The organism is Paraburkholderia sp. BR10937 (assembly GCF_040965695.1).
Lineage (GTDB): Bacteria > Pseudomonadota > Gammaproteobacteria > Burkholderiales > Burkholderiaceae > Paraburkholderia.
The window spans coordinates 22,777-44,100 of the sequence record NZ_JBFRCL010000072.1; the positions used below are offsets into that span (position 1 = coordinate 22,777).

16 protein-coding genes and 1 pseudogene are annotated in these 21,324 nt (G+C 63.7%); 12 read left to right on the forward strand and 5 right to left on the reverse strand.

Features of this window, described 5'->3' with window-relative positions:
- The first annotated feature begins 93 nt into the window (after window positions 1-93).
- The 7 genes from AB4Y44_RS37090 (at window position 94) to AB4Y44_RS37120 (ending at window position 8,894) form a co-directional block, all read left to right on the forward strand.
- Window positions 94-483: a hypothetical protein gene (locus AB4Y44_RS37090; RefSeq protein WP_342924952.1), complete on the forward strand. Its 390-nt coding sequence runs from the start codon at window positions 94-96 to the stop codon at window positions 481-483.
- Window positions 484-612: 129 nt separating this feature from the next.
- Window positions 613-1,548, forward strand: coding sequence for a LysR family transcriptional regulator (locus AB4Y44_RS37095; RefSeq protein WP_368702277.1), 936 nt, complete (start codon window positions 613-615; stop codon window positions 1,546-1,548).
- Window positions 1,549-1,588: 40 nt separating this feature from the next.
- Window positions 1,589-2,263 (forward strand): response regulator transcription factor, encoded by a 675-nt coding sequence (locus AB4Y44_RS37100; protein WP_042267308.1) that lies wholly within the window; start codon window positions 1,589-1,591, stop codon window positions 2,261-2,263.
- Window positions 2,264-2,466: 203 nt separating this feature from the next.
- A complete protein-coding gene (locus AB4Y44_RS37105; RefSeq protein WP_368702278.1) occupies window positions 2,467-5,739 on the forward strand; it encodes an efflux RND transporter permease subunit in 3,273 nt (1,090 codons plus the stop codon).
- Window positions 5,729-6,946, forward strand: coding sequence for an efflux RND transporter periplasmic adaptor subunit (locus AB4Y44_RS37110; RefSeq protein WP_368702279.1), 1,218 nt, complete (start codon window positions 5,729-5,731; stop codon window positions 6,944-6,946). The genes AB4Y44_RS37105 and AB4Y44_RS37110 overlap by 11 nt, the downstream gene beginning before the upstream one ends.
- Entirely contained in the window at window positions 6,939-8,393 is a 1,455-nt protein-coding gene (locus AB4Y44_RS37115) for an efflux transporter outer membrane subunit (protein WP_368702280.1), read from the forward strand. The genes AB4Y44_RS37110 and AB4Y44_RS37115 overlap by 8 nt, the downstream gene beginning before the upstream one ends.
- 228 nt (window positions 8,394-8,621) lie before the next feature.
- A complete protein-coding gene (locus tag AB4Y44_RS37120) occupies window positions 8,622-8,894 on the forward strand; it encodes a hypothetical protein (protein ID WP_368702281.1) in 273 nt (90 codons plus the stop codon).
- Window positions 8,895-9,033: 139 nt separating this feature from the next.
- Here the strand turns inward: AB4Y44_RS37120 and AB4Y44_RS37125 are convergent, their stop codons facing one another.
- The 5 genes from AB4Y44_RS37125 to AB4Y44_RS37145 form a co-directional block, all read right to left on the reverse strand.
- Window positions 9,034-9,822 carry a response regulator transcription factor gene (locus tag AB4Y44_RS37125; RefSeq protein WP_368702282.1) on the reverse strand — a complete coding sequence of 263 codons (789 nt, stop codon included), beginning with the start codon at window positions 9,820-9,822 and terminating at the stop codon, window positions 9,034-9,036.
- Window positions 9,798-11,228 (reverse strand): sensor histidine kinase, encoded by a 1,431-nt coding sequence (locus AB4Y44_RS37130; protein WP_368702283.1) that lies wholly within the window; start codon window positions 11,226-11,228, stop codon window positions 9,798-9,800. Before AB4Y44_RS37130 ends, AB4Y44_RS37125 begins: the two co-directional genes overlap by 25 nt.
- A 6-nt stretch (window positions 11,229-11,234) precedes the next feature.
- A complete protein-coding gene (locus AB4Y44_RS37135) occupies window positions 11,235-11,909 on the reverse strand; it encodes a response regulator transcription factor (protein ID WP_368702290.1) in 675 nt (224 codons plus the stop codon).
- A gap of 152 nt (window positions 11,910-12,061) precedes the next feature.
- The gene (locus AB4Y44_RS37140) at window positions 12,062-12,760 is read right to left on the reverse strand and encodes a response regulator transcription factor (RefSeq protein ID WP_368702284.1); all 699 of its coding nucleotides are present in this window, start codon (window positions 12,758-12,760) and stop codon (window positions 12,062-12,064) included.
- A gap of 3 nt (window positions 12,761-12,763) precedes the next feature.
- Window positions 12,764-14,245 carry a sensor histidine kinase gene (locus AB4Y44_RS37145; protein ID WP_368702285.1) on the reverse strand — a complete coding sequence of 494 codons (1,482 nt, stop codon included), beginning with the start codon at window positions 14,243-14,245 and terminating at the stop codon, window positions 12,764-12,766.
- Window positions 14,246-14,663: 418 nt separating this feature from the next.
- On the opposite strand from AB4Y44_RS37145, the gene AB4Y44_RS37150 reads away from it, so the two are divergent.
- From AB4Y44_RS37150 to AB4Y44_RS37170, 5 genes and pseudogenes are all read left to right on the forward strand, one after another.
- On the forward strand, window positions 14,664-14,978 hold the full coding sequence (locus tag AB4Y44_RS37150; protein WP_368702286.1) for a DUF4148 domain-containing protein: 315 nt from the start codon (window positions 14,664-14,666) through the stop codon (window positions 14,976-14,978).
- A gap of 1,511 nt (window positions 14,979-16,489) precedes the next feature.
- Entirely contained in the window at window positions 16,490-17,863 is a 1,374-nt protein-coding gene (locus AB4Y44_RS37155; RefSeq protein ID WP_342924964.1) for a replication initiation protein, read from the forward strand.
- Window positions 17,864-18,847: 984 nt separating this feature from the next.
- The gene (gene parA, locus AB4Y44_RS37160) at window positions 18,848-19,537 is read left to right on the forward strand and encodes a ParA family partition ATPase (RefSeq protein WP_342924965.1); all 690 of its coding nucleotides are present in this window, start codon (window positions 18,848-18,850) and stop codon (window positions 19,535-19,537) included.
- Window positions 19,527-20,555 (forward strand): ParB/RepB/Spo0J family partition protein, encoded by a 1,029-nt coding sequence (locus AB4Y44_RS37165; protein ID WP_368702287.1) that lies wholly within the window; start codon window positions 19,527-19,529, stop codon window positions 20,553-20,555. Before parA ends, AB4Y44_RS37165 begins: the two co-directional genes overlap by 11 nt.
- A 516-nt stretch (window positions 20,556-21,071) precedes the next feature.
- Window positions 21,072-21,324: pseudogene (locus AB4Y44_RS37170) on the forward strand (hypothetical protein); the annotation flags it as partial.

Below are 21,324 nucleotides of genomic sequence, written 5' to 3' on the forward strand. Positions count from 1 at the left end.
TAGTTTTCATCTGGAGTGCGCCGCAACTTAAAGCATGCGTTCCGATTGGGCACCGATAATGCCTTCCAGTTTCAGCACTGCGAGGAACGCAACATGCAAAAGCCGATGTCGATCGAACTCGTCAACGAATACGGCCAACACGCGGTGTGCGTGAAGGTCAGCGGTCAAGCCGCCCTGCTCGACGCGCCCGATGTGGACGGCCTGATCGAAGAACTCAGCAAGCTGCGCGCGCTCATGCAGCCGGCGGTTCCCGAGCAACCGTTGCGCTCGCATCAGTATGTGCTCGAGATCGATCCGTGCTGGTACACGGAACGCAATCCGCTCTTCGACGGCGCCGTGGTGTTTCTGCGCCATACCGGCCTCGGCTGGGCGGGTTTCGCCATTCCCAGCGAAAGCATGCATCGGCTCAAGGCCGCACTCTCGGCCCACGAAGCCGCCACGCAGCACGAAGCGCATGCCTATGCGCAAGCGCTGCCCAATTAGGCGCGCTGCCGGCCCACCCATTCTTCCCGTCTGACCCCGCACGTAGCGTGGATGAAACGTCGCCGCCACGCGCGGCGTCGATGCCCGCGCTCGCCCTCGTGGCGGCGCGTCTGCCCAGGACTATCGCCCATGAACCAGCTCCAAGCCATGCGCGTCTTTACGCGCGTCGTCGATCTGAGCAGCTTCAACCTGGCCGGCAAGCAGCTCGGCATGTCGGCCGCGGCCGTCACGCGCAGCGTCGGCATGCTCGAAGCGCATCTGAACATGCGCCTCCTGAACCGCTCCACGCGCAGCCTTTCGCTCACCGAAGCGGGACGCCTCTATCTGGATGGCTGTCGCGCCGTGATCGAGAAGCTCGATGAAGTTGAATCGGAACTCGTGCGCGCCACGCGCGATCCGAGCGGCGTACTGCGCATCGCCGCGCCCGCGGTGTTTGCAAGCTCGGGGCTGCCCGCCGTGCTCGGCGCGTATCGCGCGGTCAATCCGCGCGTGGAATTCGACGTGACGGCGTACGACACGCACATCGACCTGATCGAAGGCGGCTTCGACGTGTGCTTCGCGACCGACCGCCAGAGCGTGAATGCCTCGCTCGTGAGCCGCACGCTCACCTCGATCAAGGAGATGCTCGTGGCCACGCCCGCCTGGCTCGCGCGCCACGGCATGCCGCGCGATCCCGCCGAACTGGCCGGGCACGGCCTGCTCGCGGTTTCCGATGCGCCGCGCCACTGGGAGTTCTCGAACGCCGAGGGCGTGCAGCGCATCAACGTGAACGGCCCGATGACGGCCAACGGCTACGCCACCGTGCGCGCCGCCGCGCTCGCGGACATGGGCATCGCACTGCTGCCGCTGCCCCTCGTCGCCGACGACCTCGCACGCGGTGCGCTCCTGCCCGTGCTCAATGCGTTCGACGTGAACGGCGGCGTGCAGCACATCTCGATCGTTTATTCCGGCCGCAATTACCTCACGATGAAGATCCGCAGTTTCATCGACTTCGCAGTGGAACAGTTCCGCACGAACGTAGCACAGACGCGGTCCGCGCCGACGCCGCTGCGCGCGGTTGCCTGATGCGGCTTCCCGTTCTTTTCATCACAACGCGTGCAAAGCCATGCCCAGAATACTAACCATTGAAGACGACGCCGTTACCGAGCGCAGCGTCGTGCCCACGCTCGCCTCGACCGGCTTCACCGTCGACGTCGCCCGCTCGGGCCGCGAAGGCATTGCGATGGTGATGGCGGGCGACTATGACGTCGTCGCGCTCGAGCGGCGCCTGCCCGACCTCGACGGTCTCACGATCGTCACGACCATGCGCGGCGTGGGGATCGAAACGCCCGTGATCGTGATGAGTTCGACCACCGGTGTGGAGGAACGCATCCAGGGCCTGCGGGCCGGCTGCGACGACTACCTCACACGGCCGTTTTCGATCGACGAGATGTCCGCCCGTGTCGAGGCGCTGGTGCGCCGGCGCACGCGCCCCGCCACGACGGAAACCGTACTGCGTGTGGGCCCGCTCGAACTCGATCTCGTCAAGCGCCGGCTCAGCTGCCGCGACAAGGTCCTGCGCCTGCGTCCCACCGAGCTGCGCGTGCTCGAATTCATGATGCGCCATGCGGGCCAGGTGCTCACGCGCACCATGATCTTCGAAGGCGTATGGGGCGGCCGCTTCGACCCGGGCACCAATCTCGTGGACGTGCATGTGGGACGTCTGCGCAACCGCGTGGACACACCCGGCCAACCCTCACTGATCCGCACGATACGCGGCTCGGGTTATCTGCTCGGTTGACGCGATCCTCAACTTTGCCGCCGCTCTCCTTGTCGAGTTTCATTTCGCACTCCTGCTAGCTTCACGAGATCGGCGCGCAGCTAAATCTTTTTTCATTTGCCTGGCTCCCGCGTGTTAGGACGCGCCCGACACAATACCGGCGTCGGCTGCACCCACGCGTGGCGCGCAGCTTGGCGCCGATGTTCTGAACGGAGCCCCATCTGATGCTGAAAATCGTCCGGCTAGCCTTGAACCGTCCGTATACGTTCATCGTGCTGGCCCTCCTGATCCTGATCGCGGGTCCGCTTGCGGCGTTACGCACGCCTACCGATATCTTTCCCGACATCCGCATCCCCGTTATCAGTGTCGTGTGGAACTACGCGGGGCTGCAACCCGACGACATGGCGGGCCGCATCGTCAGCTACTACGAGCGCACGCTCGGCACCACCGTCAACGACGTGGCGCATATCGAGTCGCAGTCGTTTCGCGGCTACGGCGTGGTGAAGATCTTCTTCCAGCCGACGGTCGATATCCGCACGGCCACCGCACAGGTCACCTCGGTTTCGCAAACGGTGCTCAAGCAGATGCCGCCCGGCACCACGCCGCCGCAGATCCTCAACTACAACGCGTCCACGGTGCCGGTGCTGCAGCTCGCGCTCACGAGCAATACGCTCGACGAGCAGAAGCTCGCGGACTACGCGACCAACTTCATCCGTCCGCAACTCCTTTCCGTCGCGGGCGTCGCCATTCCCACGCCTTACGGCGGTAAAGTGCGCGAGGTACAGATCGACCTCGACCCGCAAGCATTGCAGGCAAAAAAACTGTCGGCGCAGGATGTGGCGACCGCGCTCGCCCAGCAGAACCAGATCATTCCCGCCGGTACACAGAAGATTGGCCGCTACGAATACAACGTACGCCTGAACAACAGCCCGCTCACGATCGATCAGCTCAACGCGCTACCCATCAAGACCGTGGATGGCACGGTGATCTACATGCGCGACGTGGCCCACGTACGCGACGGCTATCCGCCGCAAAGCAATATCGTGCGCGTGGACGGCCACCGCGCCGTGCTCATGAGCATCATGAAGAACGGCTCGGCTTCGACGCTCGACATCATCGCCGGCGTGAAGGCGAAGCTGCCGCTCATCGAGCAGTCCTTGCCACCGGGGCTCAAGCTCGTGGCACTCTCCGACCAGTCGGTGTTCGTCAAGGGCGCGGTCAGCGGCGTGGCGCGCGAAGGCCTGATCGCGGCCGCGCTGACCTCGGCGATGATCCTGCTCTTTCTCGGCAGCTGGCGCTCGACGCTCATCATCGCCGCCTCGATTCCGCTCGCCGTGCTCGCCGCGATCGCAGGGCTCGCCGCGTGCGGCGAAACGCTCAACGTGATGACGCTCGGTGGCCTCGCGCTCGCGGTCGGCATACTCGTGGACGACGCGACGGTCACGATCGAAAACATCAACTGGCACCTCGAGCAGGGCAAGGACGTGCGCAGCGCGATCCTCGACGGCGCGGCGCAAATCGTCATGCCGGCGCTCGTTTCGCTGCTTTGCATCTGCATCGTCTTCGTGCCGATGCTGCTGCTCGACGGCATTGCGCGCTTCCTGTTCGTGCCGATGGCCGAAGCCGTGATCTTCGCGATGATCGCTTCGTTCGTGCTCTCGCGCACCTTCGTGCCGATGATGGCACGCTATCTGCTCAAACCGCACGCTTCGCAAGGTCACGCCTCGGGCGAACTGGCCGCCGTCATGGCACCGCATGGTGCGCACGACCACGCGTCCCCCACGCGCAATCCGCTCGTGCTGTTTCAACGCGCGTTCGAGCGTCGCTTCGAACGCGTGCGCGCGGGCTATCGCGTCGTACTCGGTCTCGCGCTCACGCACCCGCGACCCTTCGTCGTGGGCTTTCTCGCGATCGTCGCGCTTTCGTTCGCGCTCACGCCGTTCCTTGGCCGCAACTTCTTCCCCGATATCGACTCCGGCGAAATCGCACTGCACGTGCGCGCACCCATCGGCACGCGCGTGGAGGAAACCGCCGATTTGTTCGACCATATCGAGGACTCCGTTCGTGAAGCGATTCCGCCTGACCAGCTCACCAGCGTGATCGACAATATCGGACTGCCGAACAGTGGCATCAACCTGACTTACAACAACAGCGGCACGATCGGGCCGCAGGATGGCGACATTCTCATCTCGCTCGCCAAGTCGCACGCACCCACCGCGCAGTACGTGCGCGAACTGCGTACGGAATTGCCGCGCCGCTTTCCGGGCACGACGTTCTCCTTCCTGCCTGCCGATATCGTGAGCCAGATCCTCAATTTCGGCTCGCCCGCGCCGATCGACGTGCAGGTGAGCGGACCGAACCAGGCCGCGAACAAGGTCTACGCGAACGAACTGCTGCACAGGATCGCGCGGATTCCCGGCATTGCCGACCCACGCATCCAGCAGGCATCGACTTATCCGCAACTCACGGTTGCCGTCGACCGCTCGCGCGCCGACGAACTCGGCATCACCGAGCAGGACGTGACCAATTCCGTGGTAGCGAGCCTGTCGGGCACGAGCCAGGTGTCGCCCACCTACTGGCTCAATCCGAAGAATGGCGTGTCCTACCCGATCGTCGCGCAAACGCCGCAGTACCGCATGACCACGCTCTCCGACTTGCAGAACCTGCCGGTGACGGGCAAGAGCGGCGGTGCGCAGATTCTCGGCGGCATTGCCACGATCACGCGCGGCGTGAGCGACGCGGTCGTCTCGCACTACAACATCGAGCCGCTCTACGACATCTATGCGACCACCCAGGGCCTCGATCTCGGCGCCATCTCCTCGCAGATCAACAAGGTGATTCACGCGACCGTGAAGGACTTGCCGAAGGGTTCGACGCTCACGATGCGCGGCCAGGTGCAGACCATGAACAGCGCGTTTGTGGGTCTTCTGCTGGGTCTCGCCGGTGCGGTGGGACTCATCTATCTGCTGATCGTCGTGAACTTCCACTCGTGGAGCGATGCGTTCGTGATCGTGAGCGCCCTGCCCGCCGCGCTTGCGGGCATCGTCTGGATGCTGTTCACCACGCACACGCCGCTCTCCGTGCCGGCGCTCACCGGCGCGATTCTCTGCATGGGCGTGGCGACCGCGAACAGCATTCTCGTGGTGTCGTTCGCGCGCGAGCGTCTCACCGTCACGGGCGACGCCATGCACGCCGCGCTCGAAGCGGGCTTCACGCGCTTTCGCCCCGTGCTCATGACCGCACTCGCCATGATCATCGGCATGGCGCCGATGGCGTTCGGCATGGGCGACGGCGGCGAGCAGAACGCGCCGCTCGGACGCGCCGTGATCGGCGGCCTGCTCTGCGCGACTTGCGCGACGCTGCTGTTCGTGCCGGTGGTGTTCAGCCTCGTGCACAAGGGCCAAAGTAGCGAAAGCCGCCGCAACGGCGATAGCAAGCATGACGAATCATCCACGGATCAACCTGCCCTCGAATCGGGAGAAGCCCATGTCTACTGAAATCGACATCGCCTCGCCGCAGCCGCTGCGCCACCTGAAATCCACTGCCGCCATCGCGTTGATGGTCGCGGCCGGCATCGTGTCCGGCGGCATCTTCAGCCGCGTTCACGCGCATCAGGAACTCGCCACGTGGACCGACGCGCAGGCCATTCCCACCGTCGCCACCGTGCAGCCGCAAGCGAGCCCGGCATCGGAGCCGCTCGTGCTGCCGGGGCGCCTCGCCGCCTACATCACCGCGCCGATCTATGCGCGCGTGTCCGGCTATCTGCACGCGTGGTATGCCGACATCGGCACGCACGTGAAGGCGGGCCAACTGCTCGGCGTGATCGACACGCCCGACCTCGACCAGCAGCTTCAGCAGGCGCGCGCCGATCTGCAGAACTCCGTCGCCAACGAAAGGCTCGCCGCCACCACGGCGAAGCGCTGGATCGAGATGCTCAAGCAGGACTCGGTCTCGCAGCAGGAGGCCGACGAGAAAACCTCCGACCTGATCGCCAAGCAAGCCACCGTGGAGGCGAACGAAGCCAACGTGCGGCGGCTCGAGGCGCTCGAATCGTTCAAGCGCATCACGGCCCCGTTCGATGGCATCGTCACCGCACGCAAGACCGACGTGGGCGCGCTGATCGACGCTGGCAGCGGCAGCGGCCCCGATCTCTTCACCGTCTCCGATGCGAGCCAGTTGCGCGTGTACGTGAGCGTGCCGCAAAGCGACGCGGCCTCGATCAAGCCCGGCATGCACGCCACGCTCACCGTGCCCGAACGCCCCGGCGTGAAGTTCGACGCGAAGCTCGTGGACACCGACGGGTCGATCTCGCCCGCTTCGGGCACGATGCTCGTGCAGCTCGCCGTGGACAACCAGCAAGGCCTGCTCTTCCCCGGCGAGTACACCGAAGTCCATCTCGCCATGCCGGGCGACACACACGCGCTCTTCGTGCCCGCAAGCGCGCTGATTTTCCGCGCAAACGGCATGCAAGTCGCCGTCGCGGACGCACATCAGCACGTGCAGTTGCGCGATGTGACCATCGGCACCGATCTCGGTACGCGCGTGGAGATCACTTCCGGCCTGCATGCGGGCGAGCGCGTGATCGACAATCCGCCGGATTCGCTCGCGAGCGGCGACCTCGTACGCCTCGCGGCCACCAACGCTCAAGGTGCACAATCGACGCAAACCGCGGCCATGCACGACCCGGAGCGTGCGCATGGCTAAGCAGTCCGTGCCTGCGCACACGTTGCGCGCCGTTGCGCTTGCAGCGGCCCTGCTGCTCTCGGCGTGCTCGTTCGCGCCCACGTATCATGCGCCCGCCACGGCCATCCCCACGCACTTCAAGGAAGCGGGCGACTGGCAGACGGCACGCCCAGCGGACCAGCTCCCGCGCGACGGGTGGTGGCGTGCGTTCGACGACCCCGTATTGAATCAGCTCGAACCGCAGGTGGCGAAGGCGAATCCGAATGTCGCCGCAGCGCTCGCGCGTCACGACGAAGCCGATGCGCTCGTCGCGCAGGCGCGCTCGGCCCTGCTGCCGACCGTCGGCGCGGAGGCGAACGTGTCGCGCGAGCGCCAGTCGGCGCTGCGCCCGCTGCGCGGCTCGGCTCAGCCCAACGTGTACAACTCGAACACGCTCGACGTGGGTATCGGCTACGACCTCGATCTGTGGGGCAAGGTGCGCAACGAGGTGAAGGCAGGCGAGGCCTCGAGCGTCGCCAGCGAGGCCGATATCGCTTCGCTGCAACTGAGCCTGCAGGCGAAGCTCGCCACCACGTGGTTCGACCTGCTCGGTCTCGACCAGCAGTCGAAGCTGCTCGACGACACCATCGCCGCCTATCGTCACGCGCTGGAGCTGACCGAGAGCCGCCATCGCGGCGGCATCGCTTCGTCGCTAGACGTCTCACGCGCGAAAACGCAGCTCGCCTCGGCGCAGGCCGCAGCCGACGACGTGAGCGCCCGCCGTGCGCTCTACGAGCACGCCATCGCCACACTCATCGGCGTGCCGGCCTCGCAGTTCAACGTCGCCCCGGACACGATCCGTCCGCACTTGCCGAATCTGCCCGCGGGACTGCCATCGGCGCTGCTGCAGCGGCGGCCCGACATCGCTGCGGCGGAGCGGCGCGTCGCCGCCTCCAACGCCCAGATCGGCGTGGCGAAGGCCGCGTTCTTCCCCGATCTTTCGCTCGGCCTCGACGGCGGCTTCCAGAGCGACACCTTCTCGCCGTGGATCGTCGCGCCCAACGAGATGTGGTCGATCGGTCCCACGCTCATGATGACGATCTTCGACGGCGGGCGCCGTGCGGCGGTCGTGCGCGGCGCGCAGGCGAAGCTCGCCGAAAACGGGGCGCAGTACAAGGCCACGGTGCTGGGTGCGTTCCAGCAGGTCGAAGACAACCTCGCGCTGCTGCACCATCTCGGCGACGAAGCACAGCGCGAAGATGAGGCGCTCGCCGCCGCGCAAAGCACTCTCACGCTTTCGATGTCGCGCTACCGCGACGGCGTGGTGAGCTACCTCGACGTCGTGACGGCGCAAACGACCGAACTCTCCACGCAGATTGCCTCGCTGGAACTGGACACGCGGCGCCTCGATGCCACTGTGGGCCTCATACAGGCGATAGGCGGCGGCTGGAGCACGGAGGATCTGCACGAGGGGAAGGCGGCTTCCTGAACGCATCTGGCGCGGCCGTAGCCGCATTGATCGCCGCTCGAACCCCGCCTGCGCGCGGGGTTTTTACTTTCACCGAATCCTCTCGCGCCGATAAACATTTCTTCATGGTGCTGCATCGGGTTCGATAGGGTGACCTAACTATTCTACTCACACCGGGATGCGATTTATCGCATTCGCTAACCGGCTAACCGATCTCACCCCTGGAGGTATAGTCACATGAAGGCTCTCATGATCATCGCTGCAATCACCGGTGTCGTCGCCACCACGTCCGCTTTCGCACAGACTTCGGCACCAGCGGCCGGCGCGCAAGCCAGCCAGCCCGCGGCAGCCACCCAGGTCGCGGCGAACGACACGGCCCCCACCGTTGCGCCCGGAGCATGGGTACCCCCTTATGGGCAAGCGGTCCATGAAAAGACCCGCGCCGAGGTGTACCACGAGCTCGTTCAGGCGGAGCAGGACGGCCAGCTTGCGTACCTGAACTCCACGCTCTACGCGCACTAAGCACGACAGACGGGGCTTTTCAGGCACAGGTGAACGGCACGCGCTCAGCGTGCCGTTTGCTTTTCGATGTTAACAAACTCACGCGTCCGGACGCGGATAGGTAACCGGTTCCCACAAACGGTTACCTCAGCGCGGCGAGTCAGTCGAACGTCGGCAAGGTCAGTTGATAGCCGTAGCGGCTGATGGTGTCGATGCGCGCTTCGATGCGCTCGCGCGCGAGCTTGCGCCGCAGCCGCGAAACGAGGAGGTTGACGGTCGAAGCGTCGAGGTCGTCCTTCTCGGGCCACGCGTAGCGGATCATCTGGTCGCGCGGCACGGGCACATTGGTTTGACGCAGCAGGCATTCGACGAGCAGGTACTCGCGACGCGTGAGCTCCGCGCGGCGCGCACCCTCCACGATCTCGCGCGTACCGGCATCGAGCTGCGGCGCGTTCTGGACGGGCTGTGCGCCGCTTGCGGCCGGCGCGGACTGTACGCCCTGCACGAGGCCGCCGCACGCCGCCGTGGTGCGCAATAGCGCGTGCATGCGCTCGTGCATTTCGATGAACGAGAACGGGTAGCGAAAGCACGCGTCGGCGCCCGCGCGCAGCACCTTCGAGCGCTCGCTCGCGTTCGCTTCGATGCCGAGCACGGCGATGATCGTCGCGCCAGCCGCGACCCTGGCGAGCCCGGGCAGGATGCCGTGCAGTGCAGGCAGCAGCGCGCCGTCGAGCGCCATGACGATCACCGCATCGAATGGCTCCTCTCCGGCGACGAAAAGCCCGTCGCGCAGATCTTCCGCGCGCTGCAGGCTATGCGCGCTCTCCTGCAGGGCCTTCTGCAGCCAGGCGCCTTCGGCGTGATTCGGGGAGATGAGCAGGATGCGCATGACGGCGAGTGTGCTCGACGGCTGGACGGGAGGTGTCAGGCGAGCGAGCGCGGCCAACATTCCACGCTCATGCGCGTACCCGGGCCACCAGGCTTTTCGCCCGCCAGTTCGCGTGCGTCGTCGATACGCAGCGCGAAATCGTGGACGCGCAGCACGGCGGCCACGACGCAAAGCCCCAGGCCCGAGCCGGCGATATGACGCACCGCCTCGCCGCGATAGAAGCGCTGCAGGACGGCCGCGCGCTCGCCAGGCGCAATGCCGGGACCGTTGTCCGCCACTTCGAGCAAGGGGCCGAGCGGCGTCGAGCGCAGCGTCACGCTCACCACGCCGCCTTGCGGCGCGAACTTGATGGCGTTGTCGATGAGATTGTTGAACGCCTCGAACAGCAGCGCGCGGTCGCCATGAATCTCGGCGACGGGCTCGGCCGCGATGCGCCATTCGAGTTCACGGCTCTCGGCGAGCGGCTCGTAGAGGTCGGCGAGTTCCTGTACCAGTTCGCGCAGGTCGACGGTCGCGAAGCCGCCGCGCCGTTGCAGCGTGCCGATCTCGGAGATCCGCAGCAGCGCGCGGAAGCGTTCGAGCAACTGGCCGGTTTCGGTGCGTGCCTGATCGAGCAGCACCGCACCGACGGCGTCGCCGCGCACGCTGTCGCGCTCGGCCACGCGCGCGAGCAGCGTGTGCAGATGCACGAGCGGCGTACGCAGGTCGTGCGCGATGCCGTCGCAAGCGCCCTTCACTTCGCCCATCAGCCGCTCCACTTCGTCGAGCATGTGGTTCACGAGATGGGCGAGCATATCGAGCTCGTCGTCTCCGCCCACGGGCAGGCGCCGATCGAGGTCGCCTCGCGCGATGCATTCGGTCACCTGGCGGATTTCGCTTACGCGCCGGATCTGGCGCATGCCGAGCACGAGGCCGCCTGCTGCGGCCGCAAGCAACGCGAGCACGGCGCCCGCAGCGAGCGTGCGCACCATGATCTTGCGAATGCGCAGCACGCTCGTCATGTCGCGCGCGACGACGAGGCGCAAGCCGCTCGGCCGCACCTCGCCCATGGCGCGGACCACGGGCGAAACGTCGCGATCGAGCAGCCTCACCGTATGGGCGTGCGTGCTGCCTTCGCGCGTGTAGGTCAGGTGCGGCGGCGGCGCGAGCAGGTCGCCCGCGACATAGCGGCCGTCACTCGTAAAGAGTCCACAATAATTGACGTGCATGCGCTCGTGTTCGAGCCGCTGATGAATCGCCTCGGGCAACTGCGCATCGGGAATCGAATCGAAGTAGATGAGTTGCCAGCCCATGATCGAATCGGCGTCGCGCTCGATCGTCGTGCTCGCGGTCCACGCGATGAAGCCGACCAGCAGCGTAAGAAAGACGCCGAACAGCGCGGTGTAGGCGCACAGCCAGCGGAATGTCGTAGTGGGCCAGCGCCGGCGCAACGGCGCGGACGCGACGGAAGGAGAACGACTCGACAAAGCGGTTTATCCGAGAATGTAGCCGGAGCCGCGCACGGTCTGAATCAGCGGCGGCACGCCCGGCGGATCGATTTTCTTGCGCAGGCGGCCCATGTGCACGTCGATCAGGTTGGTGCCCGGATCGAAGTGGTAGCCCCACACGGCTTCGAACAGCATGGTGCGGGTGATGGTCTTGCCTGCATGGCGCATCATGAATTCGAGCACGCGATACTCGGTGGGCAGCAGCACGACTTCTTCGCCGTCGCGGCGCACCTTGCGCGAAATGAGGTCGAGTTCGAGCGGCCCCACGCGCAGCGCGGTCTCGCGAGCGACGCTCGCGGCCTGGCGGCGGCGCAGCAGCACCTCGAGGCGTGCGGTGAGTTCTTCGGGGTCGAAAGGCTTGGTGAGGTAATCGTCGCCGCCCGCGCGCAGGCCGCGCACGCGTTCGTCGACGTCGCCAAGCGCGCTCAGCATCAGCACCGGCGTCTGAATGCCGACCGTGCGCATGGCCGTGAGGATCGAGAGACCGTCCACGCCCGGCAGCATGCGGTCGAGCGTAATGGCGTCGTATTCGTCGCTCATCGCGCACGCCATGCCGTCGCGGCCGTTATCGACCCATTCGACCGCAAAGCCGCGCTGCGTCAGCTCGCTGACGATCTCGTTGGCTGTGACGGCATCGTCCTCCACCGTCAAAACGCGCACCTGACTCATCTTTCTCGCACTCCGTCGTGCCGGCGGCACGACTATTCAGGAGCCTCGAGTTTACCGTCGCGCCCGCGCCGCACCGGGATACCTTTCATGAAATTAAATTTAAGGTTGCAACGGCAATACGGCCAAGCCCGGTGCCCTGGCGCTTACGTATCGATTACGCCGATGATTGGCTCCCGCGCGTGCAGATCGAGTTGATAGCCGTAGCGGTTCACCGTCTCGACGTTCGCATGCGCGCCGTGCGACGCGAGTTTGCGCCGCAGACGCGACACGACGAGGTTCACGCTCGACGGCTCGACGTCGGCTTTGTCGGGCCACGCATAGCGAATCAGCTGCTCGCGCGCGACGGGCGCGCCCGCATGGCGCAGCAGGCATTCGACGAGCAGATACTCGCGCGTGGTGAGCGGCACGCGCCGGATACCCTCCACGAGGTCGCGCGTGGACGGGTCGAGGCGCACGAGCGGTGCGCTCGCGTGAACGAGCGCGCCACGGCGCAGCGCGAGCATGCGCTCCTGAATTTCGATAATGGACCAGGGCTGCACGAAGCACGCATCGGCACCCGCGCGCAGCAGGCGCGCGCAGTCCGCGGGCGTCGCGCGCGCGAGCGCAACGACGATCGCCGGCGCGTCGGGCAAACGCGTGAAGGCCGCAAGCGCGCTGGCGATGTCATCGTGCGCCTCGGACGCGGCAGCGCAGAGGAACACCGTATCGAACGGCTCCTGCGACGCGAGATAGACGGCGTACTCGACGTTGTCGGCGACCTCGACGCTGTTCAGGCTCTCGCTCAACGCCTTGTAAAGGTAACTTCGCTCGGCAGCCGATGACGAGCACAGCAGGAGTCTCATCGCTTACGGGCCCGCGTGGCCGTGGCGCGCCTGATGCGTCCAGCAGTCGATCGTGACGATCGTCCCCGGATTCGCCGCGTCAATGGCAAGGCGAAAATCGTGCAGCCGCACGATCGCCGAGACGATGCCGAGCCCGAGGCCGGTGCCAGGGAGGTGGCGGGTGCGCTCGCTGCGATAGAAACGCCCCAGCACCGCGGCGCGTTCGCCGGGCGCGATACCGGGTCCGTTGTCGGCGATGGCGAGCTGCGGTCCGCATGAGCCCGTGCGCAACTCGACCTGCACCGCGCCGCCGCGCGGTGCGAATTTGATGGCGTTGTCGAGCAGATTGCTCAACGCTTCGAAGAGCAGCGCGCGGTCGGCGTGAATGGGTTCGACCGGCGCGACGCTGGCGTACATGTCGATGGCTTTTTCCTCGGCAAGCGGGGCGTAGAGTTCGCAGAGCTCGTGGACGAGATCGGCCAAGGCCACGCTCGCAAAACCGCGGCGGCGATCGATGGCGCCGATCTCCGAAATGCGCAGGAGTGCAGAGAAACGGTCGAGCACGGCATCGGCCTCCCCTCGCGCGCCAACCAGCACGCCGGCGAGTACCGCCTCGCCGCGCTGCTCCATCGCTTCGGCGGCGTGCGAGAGGCGCAGGCGCAAGCGCGTGAGCGGTGTGCGCAGATCGTGGGCGATGCCGTCGCAGGCGCTCTTCACCTCGCCCACCAGGCGCTCGACTTCGTCGAGCATGCGGTTCACGAGATGCGCGAGCATGTCGAGTTCGTCGCGCCCGGCGACCGGCAGCCGCATCGCGAGGTCGCCGTTCGCGATGCGTCGCGTGGCGCGCTTGATCTGGGCGACGCGCCGGATCTGCCGCATGCTCAGCACGAGTCCGGCGCACAGGCTGCCGGTCAGACACAGGAGACCGCCGCCGATCAACGCCTTCATCAGTTCGTCATGAACGTGGCGCACGTCGGAGAGCGTGCGCGCGACGACGAGGCGCGCACCATCGGGTCGAATCTCGCCCATGGCGCGCAGGGACGATCGCGCGGAGCCGGGATCGGGCGCAAACGTCTGGCCGCGCGTGTGCTCGTGCGACTGGCCGTAGTGTCCAAGCGCAAGACCCGTGGGTATCGTGCGGATATCGCCGGCGAGCCAGCGCCCGTCCGGCGCGAACAGGCCGTAGAAGTTGTCGAACCGGTCGGGGCGTCTGAGGCGCGCGTCGATGGCGCCGGCGAGGCTCGCGTCGCTGCGCGAATCGAAGTAGCGCAGTTGCCAGCGCAGGCCGCTGTCGGTCTCGCGGATCATCGCGCGCGTCACCGAGTATTCGATTACGCCGAGCAGCGCCATGAACGCGAGCGAGAAGATCGCTGCATACGCGGTGAACCAGCGGAACGTGGTCGTCTGCCAGTGGTCGCGGCCAGTGTCCCGCACGTCCGGCGCCGCCCGCGACGACGCCGGAACGAACAGGCCACGCCCGAGCGCCACCCAGGCGGGCAGGTTCATCGCGCGCCTCGCATGCAGGGCCCCGAGTCGGGCAAGGCCGGCGCGCGTGCGCGCGGTGCTTTCTCGCAGACTGACATGGCTACCCCCGATGGCAATGAATGGTCGCCTCGCCGACTCACTGGCGAACCCACGAACGCGGATGCGCTCGAGCCTGGCCATCATAGAGGCGCGCCCCCGACACAACGGCATCACGGCAATGAAGAGCGCGTCATGTTCTTACTGGCGCGTGACGTGAACCTGTCATTTTGTCAATTCGTGCGTACGCGAGGTCTCGCGTCACGCGCGAGTGGGGTAGATGAACCTTCTGTCATCCGGCTGAGCCCGATCCTGCATCGGCATCTCCTTATCCTCGAATCCGCTTTTTCGCGCGTTTGCGCTTTGTCATTTCGTTGCGGGTTCATCAAAAGGAGGATTCATCATGAGGTCATGGCTGAAGTTCGTATGGGTGCCGTTTGTGGGAGCGTTGAGCGTAAGTGCGGTCGCCGCGCCGCATCTGACTCAGCAGGAATGCCACAGCTACCCGTTCGTCAAACCGGCCCACGAGGTCACGCATACGGACCTGATACGGGAACTCAAGGAACTCGAGGCGGTAGGCTACGAACCGAACGAGGACAACGAGAACTATCCCGCCGATATCGAAGCCGCGCAGCAGCGTCTCGCGGACGTGTACCGCAGCGATTGCCTGCCGCAGCACACCGCGGCCGCGGTGACCTTTCCCGCGAATTCAGACTGAGATCGGGGTACTCGGCGGCCCGTAGGTCACCGGTGGTCTTTGTGCAGTGCACCTTGCCCGGTTTCCTCCGAGCTTTCCGGGATCGCTTTGGGTCGCCGCTCATGTGGACCTTTGGCTGATCCCATATTTGGTGACCTGAGGTGGGTAACCGGAAATGGGAAGAACGGTTGGCTCACGCGTGCGTTCTCCAGGTTGCTAGTTCCTGCGACCTGGATTGAGTGGGCGTCCAGGGCGGGCAGGACGCTTCGTGGCCGTGTTCCGCAGGGTTCTGTAGCAGTTGAGCCGATCCCATAGGCAGTTACCTTTGAGCGAAGAACAGCACCATAGGCGGAGACCATTAGAGTCTTTTTTCCATCAAATCAATGAGATGCTTAGCGCTCTAAATGTTGATTCTCAAGAAGAGGGGGCTTAGGTAATGCTCTATGGTGCCCGCAGAGCATTGATAGACCGGCTAGGTAACCAGGAATGGGGTTACGGAGGTTGGTGACCACTCACATGCATTAAGGTCCCCGGTTTTGGGAGACGTCTTTCTCATCGAACGCGTGTTTCAGTGTTTACCTTTTACGCTTTAACAACTTTAGTAAACCTTTAGGCGCCTCAAACCCTTACCAGGCAAGGCTTTGCGGCCGATTTGGTGGCGTGTTATGGGATTTGCGGTCCCGGGTATGGGAGTTCGGGGTTGTGGATATGGGACTTCGGTAGCCGGGCATGGGGTTTACGGGTTGTGGATATGGGGGGAAGGTTGCCCACTATGGGAAAAGGAGCGGTTTTGCCTTCAGGTCGCCGTTTATGGGAGTCATGGAAGGTCGCCGCTTATGGGACGGGCGCCTTTCCTGAAGGCGTTTTAGAGGCCTGCTCGCCTGGATTCAGGTAACCGTCTTTGGGAATCGGCTTGGGTAACCAGATATGGTGGCTTCGCGGGAGAGGAATTCCTGCGTCATCGAGCGGCGAATCGGCTCCCCCGCATGAATCCTTGCATGTGGAGACGCCAGCTCGACCAAGGTAACAGCCTATGGGATCCGGTATGGGTCACCAGCTATGGGGGCAACTGCTGATTCGCGGATCTCCGGAGCCGCATTTTGCCCCGTGTGGGTAGCCATCTATGGGAGCCAGCTCAGGTCACCATTTATGGGCGTCAGGAACGTGGCTTCGCTTGGCCCACCTGCTCCGAGCTACAGCCCGACTAGCCACATGAAAAATCCCATGGATGGCTACCTGTCGAGGCTCAATTCACTGAGTGAGTACTCACATCCTGCCTAAAGGTCACGAGCTATGGGACGCGTTTCCGGGTTCGGCGATACAAAGGTCACCAGTTATGGGTTCATGCGCGGGATCTGCTCTGAGCGCTGCGGAGCGCTTCGCGGTGGCCGTCGAGGCAGAGAATCAGCGGCTGTCAATGCTCTTCGCGCTTGGGTGTCGTGCCGCGTCACGATTGCGTTTGCGGCCTTGAGTCACCTGGTCGCTTGGTATACAGTTACCAACCGACCAGGTTCCCTTTCAACGTGGGTCATATGGCAAGAAAAAAGGCCGAAGCCGGCGACGCCGACAAACAAGGTGCACTCGTATTCCAGCAAGGCCAGCCGCCTGATCTGTTCCGCAAGGCCGTTCCGGCGATTCATATCGCTCCGAAGTCCGGATCGATCAGCCTGCAGCAGCGCAAGATGTTCAGCTCGCTGATCAAGAACGCCATTCGCCAGGATTCCCTCGACCGCGGCCGCTCGTCGTTCGAGATCACGATCTCCGCCCTCTCCCAGGACGTCGATCTGAACAGTAACAACACCGAGTACGTCAAGGAAACGATCAACTCGCTCATCAGCACGGTCGTCAACTGGGACTACCTCACGCAGGACAAACGCAGCATCTGGAAGGCCTCCGGTTTGCTCGCCGGCGCCGAACTCGAGCGATCGGTATTGCGCTACACCTTCTCCGAACAGATTCGCGGCGAACTGCTCAATCCTGAAATCTACGCGATGATCGATATGCGCATCACGCGTCAGTTCAGGAAGGCGCATTCGCTCGCGCTGTGGGAGAACGTCGTTCGCTACGAGGCCGTGGGTGTGACGGCGCGCTTTCCGCTCGCGACGCTGCGCGACCTGATCCTTGGGCAAGATACTTCGGCGCAATCGTACAAGCTCTACAAGCAGTTCAAGAGCCGAGTGCTGGTGCCCTGCATCAAGGAAGTCAACGAGATATCGGATCACAATTTCGAGCTCATCGAGCACAAGGTGGGACGCTCGGTCGTCGCCCTGCAGTTCCGTGTGACCCGCAAGCCGGAGACCGATCCGTCCCAGGAACTGCGGGCAAACGAAACGCTGCTGATCGGCGAGATGTCGAAGTTCAGCATCCCGGTTTCCGAGGCGCGGCGCCTGCTCAAGCAGTACGGCGAGGACAAGATTCGCACGGCGGTGGCCTATACCGCGGCGCGGGTGGCGCAGAAAAATTCGGCGCCGCTCGCCAACGTGGCGGCGTATTTCCGCAAGGCGCTGACCGAGGGCTACGAGTTGCCCGGTGCGAATGCCGCCTCGCCCGCCGCCGACGCTGGCCGCGCGCGCGAAAGTCAGGATCAGGTGAAGGACCGCTATATCGCCGCGAAGATCAATGAGGCGCGCGCCTACTTCAATGAGCTCGAGTACGACGACCAGACTGCGCTGATCAAGCGCTATAACGAGACGGTCGGCATGGACAAGCTCAAGGTGTCGACGGCGAAGGTGCCGAGCAAGATGGCGTCGACGAACTTCTTCCGTTGGGTGGTGCTCGACACCTGGGGCCAACCGACTGCTGCCGATCTGCTCGAATTCCTCTTGAGCGGACAACAGGCGCCCGCTGGGGGCGAAGGCCTGCAGGCTGCGGAAATCGATCTTGCGTTGAAAGCGCGAGACGAGTGAAGGCGATCGAAGAAGCGGGACGGCGGCTTCGGCCGCCGTTTTTTTTGTGCGATTCGCTGTGAGGACACACGGGCCTCGGGCAAGGAAATTTGGCTAAATATAACGACGTAGAAATCGTAGCTAAATATATATTCTGATTCTTCTGCTTGTTAGACAGGGTGGATTTCTTCGTGGTGGGCCCGGCTTCGACTGCTTGAGTGCCGCGGAGTGATATTCGTGATTCGTCTCGGCTCGCAGCACGCTGCTGATGCCGCTTGGTTACCTGGTGCTGTTCGCGTTGATCTCCACGTGGAGAGTCGCTGCTTTAAATAATCCTGAATGTACAGGTTCGCAGACTCACTCGTAGTGGACAGTACTCGCTTGCTGTGACAACCCATCCTGCCATCCTGGATACCAGCTACTCACGCGCTAGTATTTTTCTCGAATGGCGATTGCTGAATCTCCACGTGGAGATTCGCTGGCTACCCGTACAGGCTGATCGTTTCTGGCTCAGTCACTGCGCACTCACAGCGAGGGGCAAATTGAGGTCAAGCCGATGACTCTCCACGTGGAGATTTGCTCGATAGCCCTCAACGCCCTCCGCGGGAAAATACTGCTCCGGTGCTTCCTCCCAATTCAAACCTTCTCCCTCCCCACCGTCACAAACGCATTACAGGACTGTGCAAAGATCTTGTGTCTAATTGAGCTACGAGCGCGCGGGCTCGGCATCCACGATGGCAGCAGTCTGCGATCTCCACGTGGAGATCGGCTTTCACTGTCGTTGAAATATCGCAATCCAGTCAATCCGCCCGCTCGCCAACCTTCTCCGGTGCGTCCAATCCTTATCCGTTCGACCAATTGGTTGTGAACTGACAACGTCTGAGACGGAAATCCTAGAATTTACTTTAAGTTGCCATTAGACTCTCGAATGACTTGCTGGAGTCTCCACGTGGAGAGTGCGCCTCGGAGGCTCGTCCGCTGTTGAACAATTGCATGGAGAAACGAATGGGTCTCGTGATAGCCGTAGCGAACCAAAAAGGTGGGGTTGGCAAAACCACCACCAGCATGAATCTGGCTGGGGCATTTCAGGCGGAAGGCTATAAGGTCTACGTCGCCGATGCCGACGGTCAGCAATCTTGCATGAGTTGGTGTGCAGCGGCAGGTCCCGAAACGCCTCTGCCGTTCCGCGTCGGCAGCATTCACAAGCTGGAGAAGATGATTGGGCCGGAGATCGCCGCGTTGGCGAACGACTACGACGTCGTCATCGTCGACTGCCCGCCCAATATCAACGATCTGACTACCGCACGAGTGCTTGCCGTCGCCGACGCCACTGTCATTCCGACGGATGCGTCGCCGATCGACATCTGGAGTAGCGAAGGGATGATGGAGTTGGTCGAGCGAACCCGCGTGGCCAACCCGGCCGGAAAATTCGCAATTTTGCTGAATAAATCTAATTCGAAGACGCTCCTGCACACGCAGATGAGCGCCATCCTTGCCGAGAGCAACGTCCGCGTATTTTCGGCAACCATCAAACAGCGAGAGCTCTATCGCCAGACGGCAGCGCTCGGCCGCACCGTCTTCGACGTGCGCGGCGTGCGCGGGACGAAAGTCGCGAAGGACGAAATCAGCGCCGTCTACAACGAGATCATCGCGCTGGTTCAGGATGAAGAAGAGGAGATGGTCGATGGCCGCTAAGCTGAATTTCACCAGCAAGGTCCGCGCAGGCATGGCTGCCGAGCGCGTTTCGGCTGGCGAGCGTCTCGCCGAAGCCGATGTCGTCAATATCGCGCAGCGCGACGCGGGCGCGCCCAACGTCGCGGACACGCCGGCCGCCCAGCCTGCCGAAGTCATCGAGGCACCGCTTTCGCTGCATGCGGTCCGAAAGATTTCGGTCGAAGATGTCGTCTCCAATCCGTACAATCCGCGCGCGTTCTACAGCGCCGAGACGATCGACGAGCTGGCCGAAAGCTTTGCCACGCAAGGGCAGATCACGCCGATCCTGGTCACGAGACTCGCGGCGTTTCCCGGCCAATATGTGATCGTCGACGGCGAGCGGCGTATTCGCGCTGCGCGTTCGCGCGGCGACAAGTTCATCGACGCCGATGTCCGCGAGGGTCTCGACAACCAGAACCTGTACCTGCGCGCCTATCACGCCAACAAGGAGCGCGAGGAGCAGACGGTATTCGACGATGCGCTCGCGTGGAAGAAGCTGCTCGACGATCGTGTCTACGTCGACCAGATCGAGTTGGGAGTGGCCGTAGGCGAAGATCCGAAGCACATCAGCAAGGTGATTGCGCTCACGTCGCTGCCGCCTTATCTGCTGCAGAGAATGGCGCAGAATCGCAAGGACGTCGGACTCGGACACGCCTACAACATCAAGCTGATCTTCGACCGGGCCGGCGCAACGGTCGCCGAGCATTGGCTTCAGCAGGTGATCGAAGGGAAGGCGAGCGTGCGCAAGCTCGAGGCGGCGGCTTCGGCTGAAGCGGGCGCGCGCAGCGTCGGACCGCGCCGTACGCACTACCAGTCCCGCGTCCAGTTCAACCGACCGGACGGCGTCGCGTTGGGCGAACTGAAGCTGTTCGGCGACGGGCGCGCGGAGTTGAGCCTGAAGGGCATCGCGCCTTCCGATCAGCAACGTCTGGCCGAGCGCGTGAAGGCGGTCATCGAGCAGTGGGCTTCGGAAATGGATACGACCGGGACGGCGGCCTGAGTATCGCGAACGTCGGCTAACGGCAGCAGGGGAGGGCGTCGTCAGACGCCCTTTTTTGTTGTAGCGGCGACGCCGGCCGTATGCGAGCCACCACCGGGGTCGAATCCGTGAAACAGACGAGAGAAAATATCGGATCGAGCATACTGATTTAAAATCAAAGGGTTAGATGCAGTTTTCTAGAATGTTTCACGAAACATGTTAGCTGAGGCAAGGCTGTTTTGCGTTTTTTGGCGTGCCAGCCATGGAGATCTCCACGGCAAGCGAAAAACGTAGCAAACAAGACGTAATTTGTAGTGCATTGCAATCAACGAGATTGTGAGCAATTGACAAGGCCCGCCCCCCAGGTCATCCTTGCTCGGATGAACTGCCGCCTTTTCACGATTGCGCTGATTATTAGCACCATTCAACGAATGGTGGGTTAGCGTACGTCTGGCAGCAGTGACAACAACCCGCCCAAAGAGGCGGGTTTTTTGTTTCCGCCTCCTGGCCAAAACGAAAGTGAGTACAGGAGCCGTCATGCAGGTGCATCAACGCCGCCCCACCGCCGAAGCAAACGAGGCCACCGAAGTCGCCGAAGCCATTGATTACGCTCAGCCTCGTCGCGACGAAAACGACTATCTCCGCAAGATTCTCACGGCGCGTGTCTACGACGTTGCCCGCGAGACCGAACTCGAGCGCGCCCCGAACCTCTCGGCGCGCCTGCGCAACGCCGTGTTCCTCAAGCGCGAGGACAACCAGCCGGTGTTCTCCTTCAAGCTGCGCGGCGCGT